Consider the following 15,117-nt stretch of genomic DNA (forward strand, 5'->3'; position numbering starts at 1 on the left):
GGCGCGTCAAGGCAAGAGATTGCGCTTAATGGAGGAGGCCCCAAATGTCCAGCCGCCCTACTTCCACTCCTTGAACGATTCCGAGCGATAGCAGTAGTAGCAGCGCGAGTCGTCGCGGAAGAAGCGCAGCAGAACCATGCCGGCCACGAACCCGCCGATGTGCGCCCACCAGGCCACCCCTCCCCCGCCCGCCGGGGCGAGCATCCCCGAGAAGACCTGGGTCAGGAACCACGCCCCGAGGTAGAAGACCGCCGGCAGTTCGAAGATGAAGGGAATGATCAGCACCGGCAGGAAGGTCACGACCTTGGCGTGGGGGTAAAGGAAGAAGTAGGCGCCCATGACCCCGGCGATGGCTCCCGAGGCGCCCACGACGGGCACCGTCGAATTCGGGCTCGTGACCATGTGCACGCCGAGCGCGCACAGTCCGCAGAGTACGTAGAAGATCGGGAAGCGCACGGGTCCCATGACGTCCTCGACGTTGTCGCCGAAGATCCACAGGGTCCACATGTTGACGATGAGGTGCAGCCAGCCCGAATGCAGGAACATGTGCGAGAAGAGCGGCAGCCAGGCGTTTTCGGGGTAGCCCTGCCACATGGCCCAGTCGGGGTGGAAGAAGCGGGCCGGGACCACGCCCAGAAGATGGAAGAGCTTGAATTCCTGGGCCGGCGACAGGCCGACGAAAAGCAGGAACACGATGACGTTGACCCCGAGCAGGGTCCACATGACGTACGGCTTGTGCCGGGAAGGAATGTTGTCGCGCAGAGGGAGCATGGTCAGTCCGTTTCGTCGAAGGTGTCTGGGTGTTCGAAGAGGTCGCGCAACGTCTCCATGTCCCGTTCGGAGCGGGCGCGCAGCATGCCGAGCACCACACCGAGCATGGCCCCGGCTCGGGTCCGCAGCTCGTCCAGGGAGCCGGAGTTGTCGATGACCAGATGCGCGGCGCGCACCTTTCTGGCCTGGGACCATTGCCAGGAGTCGATCTCGGCGATGCGTTCCTCGGACCAGCCCCGGCCGTGCAGGCGCTCATGGCGCACGCCGTCGGGGCAGAAGACCGTCGCCACCAGGTCCGTCTCGCCGGCCAGCCCGGCCTCGCACAGGAGCGGGATCTCGGCCAGGGTCACGTCCTCGTCGTGGCGTGCCCTGAACTCGGCCAGGGCGTGGCGGACCAGGGGATGGACGAGGCGCTCCACTTCCCGCCGCAGGCTCGGGTCCTGCATGGCCTCGCGCAGGCGATCCTTGTCGATGCCTCCGCCCGGAGCGGAGAAACGCTTCCCGAAGTGATGCTCCAGGATGGCGCAGCCCTCCCCGCCGCGGGCATAGGACCCGGCCACGACCCGATCCGCGCAGAAGACCGGCACGCCCGCCTCCTCCACCGCGGCCCGCACCGTGGACTTGCCGCTGCCGACGGCCCCGGTCAGCCCGATGCAGACCCGCTGCCGGGAAAGTTCATGCAACACGTGAAGAAAATCGTCCGGCGGCGGGACCGAAAAGGAAAGCTCCTCGCCGCCTGCGGGATGCCGGAAGCGCAGCCGCCAGGCGTGCAGCATCTGCCGCGGGGCCCGGGCGGCCGTCTTCCTGTCGGCGTAGACTGCGTCGCCGAGCAGCGGGTGGCCCAATGCGGTCATGTGCACGCGGATCTGGTGCGTGCGGCCCGTGAGGATGCGCACCCGCACCAGGGAGGCGCTGCGGTCCGGAGCCGTCCACAGGAGCCGGTAGCGGCTTTCGGCCGGCCGTCCGCCCCGCTCGGCCACGGCCATGCGCGTCTTGATGCTCGGGTGGCGGTCCAGGGGCAGGGTCACGACGCCCGAAGACGGCGGCACCCCGGCCACCAGGGCCAGGTATTCCTTGGACACGTCGCGCGAGGCGAAACTCTCGGACAGGGCCAGCCTGGCCGGCTCGGAGAGGGCCAGGACCATGAGGCCGGAGGTGTCCTTGTCCAGACGATGGACCACGCCGGGGCGCTGTCCGCCCAGGGCCGACAGGGACGGGAAGTGGGCGGCGGCCCGGTGCACCAGGGTCGTACCGGTCACGGACGGAGCGGGATGGACCGTCAGCCCGGCCTCCTTGTCCAACACGGCGAGGTGCTCGTCGGCGTAGAGGACGCACAGCGGGCCGTCGTCGGGGACGATGTCCGAATCCGGGAATTCCGGCAGCAGGCTCAGCACCTGGCCCGGAAGAACCTTCGTCGCCGGCTTGGCGCAGACCCGCCCGTCGACGCGCGCACGCCCGTCACGGATCCAGGCCTGGACCCGGCTGCGGGTCACGCCCTCCTCGTCGAGGATTCCCTGCCAGAAGGCGTCGAGCCTCTGGCCGCCGTCGGCCGCCTGGGCCCTTTCCACGAATTCCTGCATGTCCGTTTCCTGTTCCGGTTTCCCGCGCGCCCCAGTGGACGAACGTTTTCCTTTCCGCAAAATGCGTATGCGGCTTTGGCAGCCCTGACAACAAAAAGGCGGCCCCGCGAGGAGCCGCCTTGAGTGGTCGGAAAGAGCTAAGGCTTACTTCTTCTTGTAGACGCCCTTCAGCTCGGCTTCGATGCGGCGGTTCTGGGCCCGGCCGGCTTCGGTGTCGTTGGTGGCGATGGGCTTGCTCTCGCCGTAACCCTTGGAGGAGAACAGCTTCTCGTCCAGGCCGAAGTTCTTGACCAGGTAGTCGCGCACGCTCTTGGCGCGGCGGTCGGACAGCTTCAGGTTGTAGGCGTCGGAGCCGACGGAGTCGGTGTGACCGGCGATCTCAACCACGGTGAAGGACTGCTGCTTCTTCATGTACTCGGCGAAGTCGGCCAGGACCTGATGGTACTCGGGCTTGACGTTGTACTTGTCGAAGTCGAAGTTGACCATGAGGCGCACGACATCGGGGATCGGGCAGCCGTTGGAATCGACGGCCAGGCCCTTGATGGTGTCGGGGCACTTGTCGACGCAGTTGCCCACGCCGTCGCCGTCGTCGTCCAGGGCGCAGGGGTCGGAAGCGTCGTCATAGAACACGTCCTTGACGAACTTCTTCATGGCCGCGTCATCGGCCAGCTGCGCGGCGGAGACGCCGACGCCGCAGGGCTTCAGGGCGGTGATGTCGTCCAGCAGCTTCTGGTTGCCGTCCACAGTGTCGGCGAAGCTGATGGTGTGGAAGCACACGTTGTACTTTTCGGCCATGGCGGCCGCGGTCTTGAGGGAATCCGTGCCGACGTTCTCCTGTCCGTCGGACAGGATGATGACGGCGTTACGGCCGGAGGCGCCCTGCAGGGCGGGCTCAAGGGCCTTCAGGCCCTCGGACAGCGGGGTCGGGTTGCTGCCGATGACGGTCGGGACCTTGGCGATGGAAGCGCCGTAGGAAGCGGCGGCAAAGGGTTCGAGGGCCTGGATCTGCTTGGCGTAGGCCGCGAGGCTCAGGCCGCCGTTATAGCCCAGTTCGGGGATCATGGCGTTCATGCGTTCGAGGATGCTCTTGGCCAGAACGATTTTCTTGTCCTTGGTCCCCACATACTTTTCATCCATGGAGCCCGAACGGTCTACGAGGATTATGAAATTGTCCACTTTCTTCACATACTTTTCGGCGGCGAAGCCGGATGAAACGGCGATCGCCACCAGCACCAGACTCAAAAGGATCAGTTTCGTTGCTTTCATAGGCTCACTCCCCTGTTTGCGGTTCCGTTTGAAATAATGAATTACCAATACTCCTATGGAGTCCATTGTTATGACTTTTACAGTTTGTTGTCAAAGCCCCTCTGGGGCGAAATGAAAATTCCCTACAGTCTGGACCGGACTTGACCGCAAGTGAGACTGGATGGAGTATAGTGTTTCCATGATGACCATACCTACCATGCAACCGTCCGAGCGAATCATCCTGCACCTCGACATGGACGCATTCTTCACCTCCGTGGAACAGGTGGACAACCCCGAACTGCGCGGCAAGCCCGTGGTCATCGGCCAGTCCCTGCGCGGCGTGGCCTCGGCGGCCTCCTACGAGGCCAGACGCTACGGGGTGCGCTCGGCCATGCCCATCGTCCAGGCCAGAAAGCTGTGCCCCCACGCCGTCTTCCTGCCTGGGCGCATGTCCCGCTACAGGGAAGTCTCGGAGCAGGTCATGGACGTCATGCGCGGCCTCTGCCCCGTGGTCGAGCAGGCCTCGGTGGACGAGGCCTACGCGGATGTGAGCGGCACGTATCGTGTCCTGGGGCCGCCCGAGGATCTGGCACGCAGGCTCAAGGCCGCCATCCTGGACAGGACCGGCCTGACCTGCTCCGTGGGCATCGCCCCCAACAAGTTCCTGGCCAAGATCGCCTCGGACTGGAACAAGCCCGACGGCCTGACCGTCATCCGGCCGTCCGACGTCCCCGCCTTCCTGCACGACCTGCCCCTGGGCAAGATTCCCGGGGTGGGACCGCGCATGCTCGAAAAGCTCGCCCACATCGGGGTGAGGAACGTGTCCGACGTCCTGGCTCACCCTCGTGACCATTGGGAGCGGAGCCTTGGCCGGCACGGCGCGTTCCTGCACGACCGGGCGCTGGGCCTCGACGACTCGCCCGTGGTGCCGCACAGCGACGCCAAGTCCTGCAGCGCCGAAAACACTCTGGACCGCGACACTCTGGACCGGGCGCTGCTGGAGCGCTGGCTCCTGACACAGGCCGAGCGCGTCGGGAGGGAACTGCGGTCCATGGACAAGAAAGGGCTGACGGTCACCCTCAAGATCAAGTTCCACGACTTCACGGCCATCACCCGCAGCAAAACCCTGCTCAGGCCCACGGACATCACCGCGGAGATTCACCAGGCCGCGCGCCGCCTCCTGGCCTCCGAAAAACTGCCCAGGCCCGTTCGGCTCATCGGCCTGGGCGTGTCCAATTTCCGGGCCGTGCAGGCCGCCCTTCCCCTGGCGGAAGACCCCGGCCGGGGACGCGACCGGCTGCTGGACCAGGCCATGGACCGCATCCGGGACAAATTCGGGTCGAAGATCATTCTGCGCGCCGACGCGGCGTCCAGTGGAGCCGAGGCCGTCGAGGATCTCCTGTCCCGCAAGAACCGCATTTCCGACGACGAATAATGCTTGCCAAAGAAGATTTTTCTTGCTTGGAAGTCCGAATTCGAACTTCAAGCAGGAAGGATACCAGATGTTTTCCCACGCCATCACCCGCGTCCCCGGCCCGGACTACCCCCAGGGCCTGACCACCTCCGCCGCGGCCGCCCCGGACATGGACCTGACCCTGTCCCAGCACGCCGCCTACGTCGACTGCCTGCGCTCCCTCGGCCTCACGGTCACGGTCCTCCCGGCGGCCCAGGGCTTTCCCGACGCCTGCTTCGTGGAGGACACGGCCGTGGTCGTGCGCGAAGTCGGCGTCATCACCCGCCCCGGCGCGCCGTCGCGCGCGGGCGAGACGGCCTACATCGAGGAGGCGCTCTCAGCCCACCGTCCCCTGGCGCGCATCGAGGCGCCCGGCACCCTGGACGGCGGCGACATCCTGCAGGTCGGCAAACGCTTCTTCATCGGCGTCTCGGACCGCACCAACGACGAGGGCGCGCGCCAGTTGGCCGCCATCCTGGGCGCCCACGGCTACGCGAGCGACGTCATCCGCGTCGCGGCCGGACTGCACCTCAAGTCGAGCCTCAACTATGTCGGGGCGGACACCATGCTGGTCACGGCGGACTTCGCCGGCCACCCGGCCATCGCAGGCTATCGGCAGATCGTCTGCCCCGCGGGCGAGGAGTACGCGGCCAACACCCTGCTCGTGAACGGCACCCTGATCATGCCCACCGGCTACGCCCGCACCCGCGCCCTGCTCGCCCCCCTGAGCCTGCCCATTGTCGAACTGGACACGAGCGAGTACCGCAAGATGGACGGCGGCCTGACCTGCCTGTCCCTGCGCCTCGAACCGCCCCTTCCTTGAATTTTTCGCCTTCCCGGCGTACGGGAAGCAACGCGAGGGAACATCATGGAACTGCTCAAAGACCGTTACAGGCGTGAATTCGTGGAAGTCGCCTGCCCCAAGTGCAAGCAGACGAAAATCATCTGCCTGCCCGAGGAGGAAATCCCGATGTGCGAATTCTGCAAGGTGCGGATGATCATCAAAGAGGTCCTGACCGAGGGCAAATACTGAACTCGGGCACGTTTTCCAACCAACGAGGAGGCATTATGCGTTTTGTGACGAAAGTTGTTGTGGCCCTGCTCCTGACCGCCTTCGCGGCCATGCCTGTTCTCGCCGCCGACCACGAGCTGGCCGAGAAATCCACCCTGAACGAAATCCTGAAGCGCGGCGAACTGCGCGTGGGCCTCGACGCCGGCTACATGCCCTTCGAGATGACCGACAAGAAGGGCGAGATCGTCGGCTTCGACGTGGACATGGCCAAGGAAATGGCCAAGGCCATGGGCGTGAAGCTGAAGATCGTCAACACCGACTACGACGGCATCATCCCGGCGCTGATGTCCGACAAGTTCGACATCATCATCTCCGGCATGACCGTGAATCAGGAACGCAACCTGCAGATCAACTTCGCCGAGCCCTACATCGTCGTCGGCCAGGCCATCCTGCTGAACAAGAAGCATGAAGGGACCATCAAGTCCTACAAGGACCTGAACGATCCCAAGTACACCGTCGCCTCCCGCATCGGCACCACCGGCGAGCAGGCCACCAAGCGCATGATCCCCAAGGCCCAGTACAAGAGCTTCGAGAAGGAGTCCGACGGCGCCATGGAAGTGGTCAACGGCCAGGCCGACGCCTTCGTCTACGACCTGCCCTTCAACGTCGTCTTCATGGCCCAGCAGGGCGGCAAGAACCTTGTCCTGCTGGACAAGGTCTTCACCTACGAGCCCCTGGGCTTCGGCATCAAGAAGGGCGACCCGGACTTCCTGAACTGGCTGGACAACTTCCTGGCCCAGATCAAGAACGACGGCCGCTACGACGACATCTACAACAAGTGGATCAAGGGCACCGAGTGGCTCAAGGACGTGCAGTAAGCAAGCATAAGGGATCCGGCTCAAGGGCCGGATCCCTCGTTTTTACGATTCATCAGCAGCAGGACGGATAATGGCCACGTACACGGGACTCGACCGGCCCAAGAGCAAACTTTACTACCAGTTCTGGAGCATCGTCTTCATCCTCGGCCTGTGCGGCAGCATGGCCCTCCTCTACTTCGCCACCAAGAAGGTGGAGTACATCTGGAGATGGAACCGCGTGCCGCAGTATTTCCTCTATGAGGAAAAGGTGACCATCCGCGCGGAGATGGAAGGCAAGATAGTCTCCATCGACCCGGCAGGCGCCGAGAGCAAGAACGTGCGCGTCCTCGTCAGGGGCGACGACGGCGAGGAAACCCACGAACTGCCCAAGGAGTCGCTCCTGCTCTCCGCGGGCGACCACGTCTACGCCGGCGACAACATCGGCTACTACACCCACTGGAAGCCGGGCATCCTGGTCGAGGGCCTGTGGCTGACCCTGGAGGTCAGCTTCCTGGCCATCATCTTCGGCATCGTCCTGGGCCTGTTCACGGGCCTGGCGCGCATCTCCGACAACCCGGCCCTGCGCTGGGGCGCCATCACCTACATCGAGCTCATCCGCGGCTCGCCTTTGCTGGTGCAGATTTTTCTCTGGTACTTCGTGGTCGGCACGGTCATCAACTCCATCCTGGCCCAGTCGGGCCTCGGGCAGATTTCGCCCCTGTGGTTCGGCGTCATGGCCCTGGCCATCTTCACCGGCGCCTACACTGCCGAGATCGTGCGCGCCGGCATCCAGTCGGTGCACCGCGGCCAGATGGAGGCGGCCCGCTCCCTGGGCATGACCTACGCCCAGGCCATGCGCAAGGTCATCCTGCCCCAGGCCTTCCGGCGCATCCTGCCGCCCCTGGCCGGCCAGTTCATCAGCCTGGTCAAGGACTCCTCGCTCCTGGGCGTGCTGTCCATCCGCGAACTGACCAAGGCCTCGCGCGAGGTCGTGTCCTCGTCCCTGCAGCCCTTCGAGATCTGGATCGTGTGCGCGATCCTGTACCTGGTCCTGACCTTCACCCTGTCCATGTTCGTGCAGTATCTCGAACGCAAGGCCATCTAGAGGAGCACCATGCACACGCCCCCCATCATCGACGTACAAAGCATCGACAAGTTCTTCTACACCCCCGAGCGGCTGCAGGCCCTGAACCGGGTCTCCTGCTCCGTGGCGCCGGGCGAGGTGGTCGTCATCATCGGGCCTTCCGGCTCGGGCAAGTCCACCTTCCTGCGCTGCCTGAACCGCCTGGAGTACGCCGATTCCGGGCACATCATCATCGACGGCGTGGACATCCTCGACCCCAAGTGCGACATCAACGCCATCCGCGCCGAGGTCGGCATGGTCTTCCAGTCCTTCAACCTCTTCCCCCACAAGACGGTGCTGGAAAACCTGACCATGGCCCAGATGACGGTGCGGGGGCGCTCCAGGCAGGAGGCCGAGGCCAAGGGCATGGCCCTCTTGGAGAAGGTCGGCATCGCCGAGAAGTTCGCCGTCAAGCCCGACCAGCTCTCGGGCGGCCAGCAGCAGCGCGTGGCCATCGCGCGCTCCCTGGCCATGGACCCGAAAATCATGCTCTTCGACGAGCCGACCTCGGCCCTGGACCCGGAAATGGTCGGCGAGGTCCTCGACGTCATGAAGAACCTGGCCCGCGAAGGCATGACCATGGTCGTGGTCACCCACGAGATGGGCTTCGCCCGCGAGGTTGCGGACCGGGTCCTTTTCATGGACAAGGGGGAGATACTGGAGCAGGGCGCGCCCGAACATTTCTTCACCGCGCCGACGCACGAAAGGACCAAGGAGTTTCTGGGGCAGATTCTGTAGACGTGAAACCGCCAACGGCATGAAGGAGCGCGCATGAGCAAGGTGTTGCAGAACCAGCTGGCCAAGACCATCAAGGAACAGGGGGACGTGGCCCGGGACATGGCCATCGCGGAGCTGAAGGATCTGAAGAAGGACCTTCTGGAACTGGAAAAGGCCCTGACCACGAAGAAGACCCCCGACCAGGGCCTGCTCATGGACATCTCCCACGGCGCCTTCGAGCTCTTCCGCACGGCCTCCATCGTCCTGGAGACGGACAACCTGCAGATCCAGCTTCAGTCCGCCGTGGAAGAGGGCCGCGACCTGGAATACCTCGAACGCAAGGGCGCCATGCTCCTGACCAAGCCCGAAGGCTGGCACTGGTTCTCCCCCAAGGGCGAAATGCTCTTCCTGGCCGCACCCGGCGAAACCCATCTGGCCGCCCAGCGCCTGCAGGAGCGCATCAACCGCAAGACTCCCGCCAAACCGGCCCCCAAACCCCAGCCAGCGCCGACCGAAGCGTAAGGCCAGGGAAACCCCGGACGCAAGAAAGCCCGCCGGACCGAAAGGTTCGAGCGGGCTTTTTCTGCGCCAAAATTCCTTGGCAGGAGACCTCCCCCTACTCATGCGCATCTCATCAGGCGGATATGGACGGTTTCGCGAACAGATGGCATGATGCGTGCCGTATTGCACGATGAACCGTGGGACTTGAGGATGAAAGACACAATCTTCCTGCTGGGCGTGTTGATGCTGCTTACGGCCTGTCCCGTCGAGGCATGGAGTTCGTCAGCGAAGGGAATGGCGGCGTTTGAAGATGTCTGCGCTCGCGCGGACGAATATGACTGTTACGTCAACCATAAATATGGCTACGCCTTGGCCTGGCCGAAAAGGCATCTCCGCCCTCTGGGCGAATCTGACGCCGGAGACGGTCAGGTTTTCGCAGCGCCGGACGGCAGAGCCGAACTCCGCTGCTGGGGTAGTTTCGGCATTGCCGCGCAGCAGACTATCCCCGAAGCCATGACCCAGGCCATGGCCGAGCCAGGCCGCAAAGTGACCTACAAGCATGCGGGCGGGGATTTTTTCGTGCTCTCCGGCTACGTGGAGGACAGAATCTTCTATCGCAGGTCAGTCCTGGCCCACGGGGTGCTGGCCACCTTCGAACTCACATACGATGCGCCCCTCAAAGAACTCTTCGATCCATTGATCCGGGACATCTCCGCCGGATTCATCATCGACCCGGCCTTCGGCCTGCACGGAGTTCACGACGAATAATCACCGTCACGTGGCCAGTCCGGACCTGAAAACACCTCATCCAGCTTGAAAAGCTCATCGCCTGCGGCGTTGACCTATCCGACCCGCTCCCCTGCCCCGATCAGAACATCCGTAATGACCTTACTTATCCGCAAGGCGTCCCAAGACGGGACACGCAGATGGAGCGCACTCCTGATCTTGCCCCGAAAAATATCTACGTGTTTTTGACATGGCTCAAAGCGGCCTTATCCCAAAGCCCCTAGACAGGACTCACGCAAACAACAGCGGAGGAGAAAAAACATGATACGCAAGATCATCGAAATAGACGAAGAAAAGTGCACGGGCTGCGGCCAGTGTGTGACCGGGTGTGCGGAAGGGGCTCTGGCCATCATCGACGGCAAGGCCAAGATCGTGAAGGACATGTTCTGTGACGGCCTCGGGGCCTGCATCGGGCACTGCCCCGAGGACGCCCTGCACATCATCGAGCGCGAGGCCGAAGATTTCGACGAGGAGGCGGCCATGGAGCACGTGCGCCGCATGGGCGGCGTCGCCCCCCAGGGTCACGGCCACGGCGCCGGACACGGCGGTTGCCCCTCGGCCCAGGTCCAGACCATGAGGCCCGCCCACGGCGGCTGCCCCTCGGCCGGCATGATGCAGATGACGCCCTGCGACCGGGCCAACGTCCCGGCCGGGCAGGTCGGCTCGGCCCTGTCCCACTGGCCCATCCAGATCCGGCTCATCCCGCCCCACGCGCCGTTCCTGCAGGACGCAGACCTGCTCATCGCCGGCGACTGCTGCCCCGTGGCCACGCCGGACTTCCACGGCCGATTCCTGGCCGGACGGACCATCATGCTCGGCTGCCCCAAGTTCGACAACGCCGCCGAGTACGTGGAGCGCCTGAGCCAGGTCTTCGCCCAGAACCGCATCAAGTCCGTGACCATCCTGGAGATGGAAGTGCCCTGCTGCTCCGGCCTGTCGCGCATCGTCGGCCAGGCCCTGGCCAAGAGCGGCCGGGACATCCCCTGCACGCGGGCCATCGTGGCCAGGGACGGTCAGGTCAGCGAGGAGAAAATCACTCCCGCCGCGGCGCCCATGGGCCTCGGCAAGCTCTAACCCTTCTTCGGCGCGGGAGACGGGGCCGGGAAGGCCCCGCTCATTTCCGGCGCCGCACCGGAGCCATCGCCTCTTCCATCACGCCCAGAGGCTGCGACAACGCCTCACCATCGACGCCCTCGTCCGCCACAACGCGGCCGGGGGCGTCGTCTTTGCCCTCCCCGCCCCACTCCTGGCTCAGAACCACCCCGCCGAAGACCACCGCCACGCCGGCCAACTGGACGGCATTGAGGCTTTCCCCCAGCCAGGCCCAGCCCAGCAGCATGGAGATGACGGGGATGAGGTTGACGAAGGCCGAGGCCTGCCAGGCCGGGAGCCTGCTGATCCCGAAGTTGTAGAGCCCGTACGCGCCGATGCTGATGCCCACTGCCAGGTACAAGACGGCTAGGCTCGGACCGGCAGGAAAGGCCTGGGGCAGATCCGTCGAGGGGAGAAAGAGCAGCGGCAGGAAGAACACGGTCCCGACCAGGGACTGCACCGCCGTCAGGAACCAGGGGGAATAGCTGGCGCAGAGCTTCTTCATGCTGACCGTGTACCCGGCAGCGCAGAGCATGGCCGCGAGTTCCAGGAAATTGCCGAGCACGGGCCGCGGCGCGACCTCTGTGGCGGTCCCGGTCAGGCTGACCCAGGCCACCCCGGCCAGCGCCAGGAGCAGGCCGAGCCAGGAGCGCCGCGAAAGGCGCTCACCCAGCAGAAACCCGGCGCAGACCGCCACCAGGACGGGCAGCGTGGCCGCGACCATCCCGGCCTGGGAGGCCGTGGTCAGGGTCAGGGCCTGGCCTTCGAAGACGAAGTACAGGCACGGTTCGCACAGGGCCATGAAGACCATGAACCAGATGTCGCCGCGCTTCACGGAACGCGGCCGCCACACGGGAAGGACCAGCAGGAAGAGCGCCGCCGAGACGAACATGCGCGCGAAGACGACCACGATGGGATCGAAGGTCATGACCGCATACTTGAAGGCCACGAAGGAACTGCCCCACAGGAGCATTGCCAGGGACAAGGCGAAGAAGGGAAGAGAAAAGGTCATCTCGAACCGCCAAAGCGCGCATAATAGCGGGATATTTCAAAAAAAGCTTGCATAGAATTCCGTCAACACCTAATTGAAGAGTTCAGAATAGAAGAAAATTCCAGCATTGGGACAAACAATCGGATTTCCGGAAACAATCCATCACATGACCGATTCCCCTTTCGACACTGCATCCGGCTCAACGCTGCACTTTACGACTCCACAGCTGGAGGACGTATTCGACTCTGTCCTGAATGAGATACAAAGCCTACGCCCTTTAAGTTGCGTCATCGGGTTCCCCAAGTCCGGAAAGACGGCATTCCTGGATCGACTGAAGACGGCCATCGACATCGAAACGCTGAGTCTTGCCGCATCGTCGGAACAGACGCTTTTTCACATCCTGATGATGCACACGACGCCCCAAGGAGAGAGCAAACCGGTCCTGTCCAAGCTTTTGCGGGAAAAGAAACGTCTGGTCCTGTTCATCGACAACGCTCACCTGCTCACTGACGGCGACTTTGCCTTCCTGGCGAGCCTCTTCGGGCTGGCCAAGCAGCACCAGAGCGGGTTGCAGGTGGTCCTGGTGGGCAACGGCGAGATCGTCCACCGCCTGGCCCGTCCGGAAAACAGGGCCATCTACTCCATGCTCGGGGCCGTCTGGACCCTGCCCAAACTGACCCGGGAACAATCCCGCGAATACATCGGCTTCCTGCTCGAAAACGCCGGCCTGGCCGCCGACCTCATTTCCAACCCCGAACCGCTGATCAAGAAGGCCGCCGGCGTCATCGGCATCCTGCGCATGCTGACCGTGACCCTCGCGCTGCGGGCGCTCAGCACCAAAGAGGCCTGCAACGCCGAAGACGTGCTGGAGTGCGCCCCGGAAGCCGCGGCCCATCCGCGGGAGACGCCCTCCACCGCTCCAGCGCCCACCCAGCACATGGGCGCCAGAATGCCGCGATGGGGCGTGCTTGTCCTGGCTCTGAGCATGTGCGGCATCATCGGCCTGCTCGTCTTCTTCCTGTCCTGGCTCATGCCGGACCTGCACATCATGGACCTGGTCCTCAGATCCGAAGGTACGGCGCGCGAAGCGACACCCGCGCCGCCCGTCCCGAAGATGGAGCCCCGTCCCGCCGGTCCCGTCATGCAGAGCGTGGCCAAGACGGTCTTCCGCAAACGCACCAAGGACGGCCCGTATTCCGTCCAGCTCGGGTCCTTCGCGACCATGGAGGCCATGCTCCTGCATCTGCCACGCTTCAAGGACCTGGACCAAAACCTGTTCTGGAACCGCGAAAGCGGGACTCCCGCAAGCTTCTCCCTGTTCGTCGGGCGCTTCGAGAGCTTCGAGCAGGCCAGGGACTACGGCAGGGAGCACGACCTCCAGGACACGCAGGTGGTCTTCCGCCCCTTTGTCGGCACCGTCGGCCCCCTCACGAATCCGGAGCAGATCCGTCACGCGAGCCTGCTGCTGGGTCTGCAGGAGCCGCTCAAGGTCTTCGAGCAGGATCTCGTCAGCGGCGTGGAAATCCAGTTCGCCCTGGAGCGCTCCCGCGAGGACGCCCTGAACCAGTGCATGGAAGCCGAAAAGAAAGGCATGTCCTGCGCCGTGACCCAATACGAATAGGAAGACCGGCCGCGCCGCAGGCGGGGCCGGTCATTCGGTCGCGTCGGCGACGAAGGGCTATTCCCGCAGGTCCAGAACGCGCTGGGCCTTGCCCTCGGACTTGGGCAGGGAGTTCTGCTCCACCAGGTCGATGCGCGCCGTGATGAGAATCTCGTCGCGCAGCTTCGCGCTGATGCGGCTCTGCAGAGCCTTCAGCTCGCGCATGTCCTCGACGAAGAACTCCTCCTTGACCTCCACCTTGACCCGCATCTGATCCAGATACCCCTCGCGCTCCAGCACGATGAGATAGTTCTGTCCCACCTCGGGGATGCTCATGAGCACCTGCTCGACCTGCATGGGGTAGATGTTCACGCCTTTGAGGATGATCATGTCGTCGGCGCGGCCCTTGATGCGGTCCAGGCGCCGGTGGGTGCGCCCGCAGGGGCAATCGCCTGGCAGGAAGCGCGTCAGGTCCTTGGTGCGGTAACGGATCAGCGGCATGCCCTCGCGGCACAGGGTGGTGATGACCAGTTCGCCGATCTCGCCGTCGGGCAGGCGCTCGCCCGTGTCGGGATCGACGATCTCGGCCAGGTAGGCGTCCTCCCATATGTGCATGCCGTTCTGTTCCAGGCACTCGAAGGCCACGCCGGGGCCGTTCATCTCGGACAGGCCGTAGGAGTTGTAGGCCTTGAGGCCCCAGACCTCCTCGATGCGCTGGCGGATGGCCTCGGTGTGCGGCTCGGCGCCGATCAGGGCCACGCGCACGTTCAAGCGGTCGGGCCCGTAGCCGAGCTCCTCCTTCACCGTGCCCAGATGCAGCGCATAGGACGGGATGATGTGGATGGCCGAAACCTGGAAGTCCTCCAGAAGCTTGAGCTGGCGCTTGGAGTTGCCGGCGCCGGCCGGGATGGTCAGGCAGCCCAGGCGCTCGGCGCCGTAGTGGATGCCCAGGCCGCCGGTGAAGAGGCCGTAGCCCGACATGTTCTGAAAGGTGTCCTCGGCCCGGATGCCGATCATGTGCATGCAGCGCGCCATGAGGTCTGCCCAGGAATCGACGTCGTTTCGCGTGTAGTAGATGACCGTGGCCGAGCCCGTGGTTCCCGAGGAGGCGTGCAGGCGGATCATGTCCGTCACGGGACGGGTCAGCATGCGCGCGGGGTAGGCGCTGCGCAGATCGTCCTTGGTGGTGAAGGGCAGCTTGACGATGTCGTCAGCGGAGGTGATCGCGGTCAGGTCGATGCCGGCCTCGGCGAAGCGGCGGGAGTAGAACTCCGAGCGGGCCGCGCGTTCGAGGGTGGTGGTCAGGCGCGTCTTCTGGACGTTGTCGAGCTGGCTGCGCGAGAAAAACTCTTCAGGACAATAGGCTTTCATGACGGCATCCGCAAAAGT

Annotated in this window: 15 protein-coding genes; 10 read left to right on the forward strand and 5 right to left on the reverse strand. The window is 64.3% G+C overall.

The features are described from left to right. Positions 1 to 57: 57 nt before the first annotated feature. The 3 genes from ACZ5AC_RS08225 to ACZ5AC_RS08235 form a co-directional block, all read right to left on the reverse strand. Entirely contained in the window at positions 58 to 771 is a 714-nt protein-coding gene (locus ACZ5AC_RS08225; protein WP_464250462.1) for a rhomboid family intramembrane serine protease, read from the reverse strand. 2 nt (positions 772 to 773) lie between these two features. Then, positions 774 to 2,351 (reverse strand): dephospho-CoA kinase, encoded by a 1,578-nt coding sequence (gene coaE / locus ACZ5AC_RS08230; protein WP_464250463.1) that lies wholly within the window; start codon positions 2,349 to 2,351, stop codon positions 774 to 776. Positions 2,352 to 2,495: 144 nt separating this feature from the next. Continuing rightward, on the reverse strand, positions 2,496 to 3,617 hold the full coding sequence (locus ACZ5AC_RS08235) for an OmpA family protein (protein WP_464250464.1): 1,122 nt from the start codon (positions 3,615 to 3,617) through the stop codon (positions 2,496 to 2,498). Positions 3,618 to 3,795: 178 nt separating this feature from the next. On the opposite strand from ACZ5AC_RS08235, the gene dinB reads away from it, so the two are divergent. From dinB to ACZ5AC_RS08280, 9 genes are all read left to right on the forward strand, one after another. Next, positions 3,796 to 5,031, forward strand: coding sequence for a DNA polymerase IV (gene dinB, locus ACZ5AC_RS08240; RefSeq protein ID WP_464250465.1), 1,236 nt, complete (start codon positions 3,796 to 3,798; stop codon positions 5,029 to 5,031). 67 nt (positions 5,032 to 5,098) lie between these two features. Beyond that, complete coding sequence (locus ACZ5AC_RS08245; RefSeq protein WP_464250466.1) at positions 5,099 to 5,872, forward strand: dimethylarginine dimethylaminohydrolase family protein; 774 nt, start codon at positions 5,099 to 5,101, stop codon at positions 5,870 to 5,872. A gap of 45 nt (positions 5,873 to 5,917) precedes the next feature. Beyond that, positions 5,918 to 6,082 (forward strand): hypothetical protein, encoded by a 165-nt coding sequence (locus ACZ5AC_RS08250; protein ID WP_156902372.1) that lies wholly within the window; start codon positions 5,918 to 5,920, stop codon positions 6,080 to 6,082. Between the two features lie 35 nt (positions 6,083 to 6,117). After that, on the forward strand, positions 6,118 to 6,939 hold the full coding sequence (locus tag ACZ5AC_RS08255; protein ID WP_464250467.1) for a transporter substrate-binding domain-containing protein: 822 nt from the start codon (positions 6,118 to 6,120) through the stop codon (positions 6,937 to 6,939). Between the two features lie 70 nt (positions 6,940 to 7,009). Beyond that, a complete protein-coding gene (locus ACZ5AC_RS08260) occupies positions 7,010 to 8,023 on the forward strand; it encodes an amino acid ABC transporter permease (protein WP_464250468.1) in 1,014 nt (337 codons plus the stop codon). A 9-nt stretch (positions 8,024 to 8,032) separates the two neighbouring features. After that, positions 8,033 to 8,779, forward strand: coding sequence for an amino acid ABC transporter ATP-binding protein (locus tag ACZ5AC_RS08265; RefSeq protein WP_464250469.1), 747 nt, complete (start codon positions 8,033 to 8,035; stop codon positions 8,777 to 8,779). Positions 8,780 to 8,812: 33 nt separating this feature from the next. After that, positions 8,813 to 9,280, forward strand: coding sequence for a hypothetical protein (locus tag ACZ5AC_RS08270; RefSeq protein WP_464250470.1), 468 nt, complete (start codon positions 8,813 to 8,815; stop codon positions 9,278 to 9,280). A gap of 147 nt (positions 9,281 to 9,427) precedes the next feature. Next, positions 9,428 to 10,027, forward strand: a complete 600-nt coding sequence (locus ACZ5AC_RS08275) for a hypothetical protein (RefSeq protein WP_464250471.1) — start codon at positions 9,428 to 9,430, stop codon at positions 10,025 to 10,027. 279 nt (positions 10,028 to 10,306) lie between these two features. Then, a complete protein-coding gene (locus ACZ5AC_RS08280; protein ID WP_464250472.1) occupies positions 10,307 to 11,119 on the forward strand; it encodes an ATP-binding protein in 813 nt (270 codons plus the stop codon). 40 nt (positions 11,120 to 11,159) lie between these two features. Here ACZ5AC_RS08280 and ACZ5AC_RS08285 read toward each other — a convergent pair whose 3' ends face one another. Next, positions 11,160 to 12,149: a DMT family transporter gene (locus tag ACZ5AC_RS08285; protein WP_464250473.1), complete on the reverse strand. Its 990-nt coding sequence runs from the start codon at positions 12,147 to 12,149 to the stop codon at positions 11,160 to 11,162. A gap of 145 nt (positions 12,150 to 12,294) precedes the next feature. Here ACZ5AC_RS08285 and ACZ5AC_RS08290 point away from each other — a divergent pair, with 145 nt between their 5' ends. Further along, positions 12,295 to 13,749, forward strand: a complete 1,455-nt coding sequence (locus tag ACZ5AC_RS08290; protein ID WP_464250474.1) for an AAA family ATPase — start codon at positions 12,295 to 12,297, stop codon at positions 13,747 to 13,749. A 57-nt stretch (positions 13,750 to 13,806) separates the two neighbouring features. On the opposite strand, the gene ACZ5AC_RS08295 is transcribed toward ACZ5AC_RS08290, so the two are convergent. Continuing rightward, on the reverse strand, positions 13,807 to 15,099 hold the full coding sequence (locus tag ACZ5AC_RS08295) for a phenylacetate--CoA ligase family protein (protein WP_464250475.1): 1,293 nt from the start codon (positions 15,097 to 15,099) through the stop codon (positions 13,807 to 13,809). Positions 15,100 to 15,117 lie beyond the last annotated feature (18 nt).

It is taken from the genome of Desulfomicrobium aestuarii (assembly GCF_055385525.1).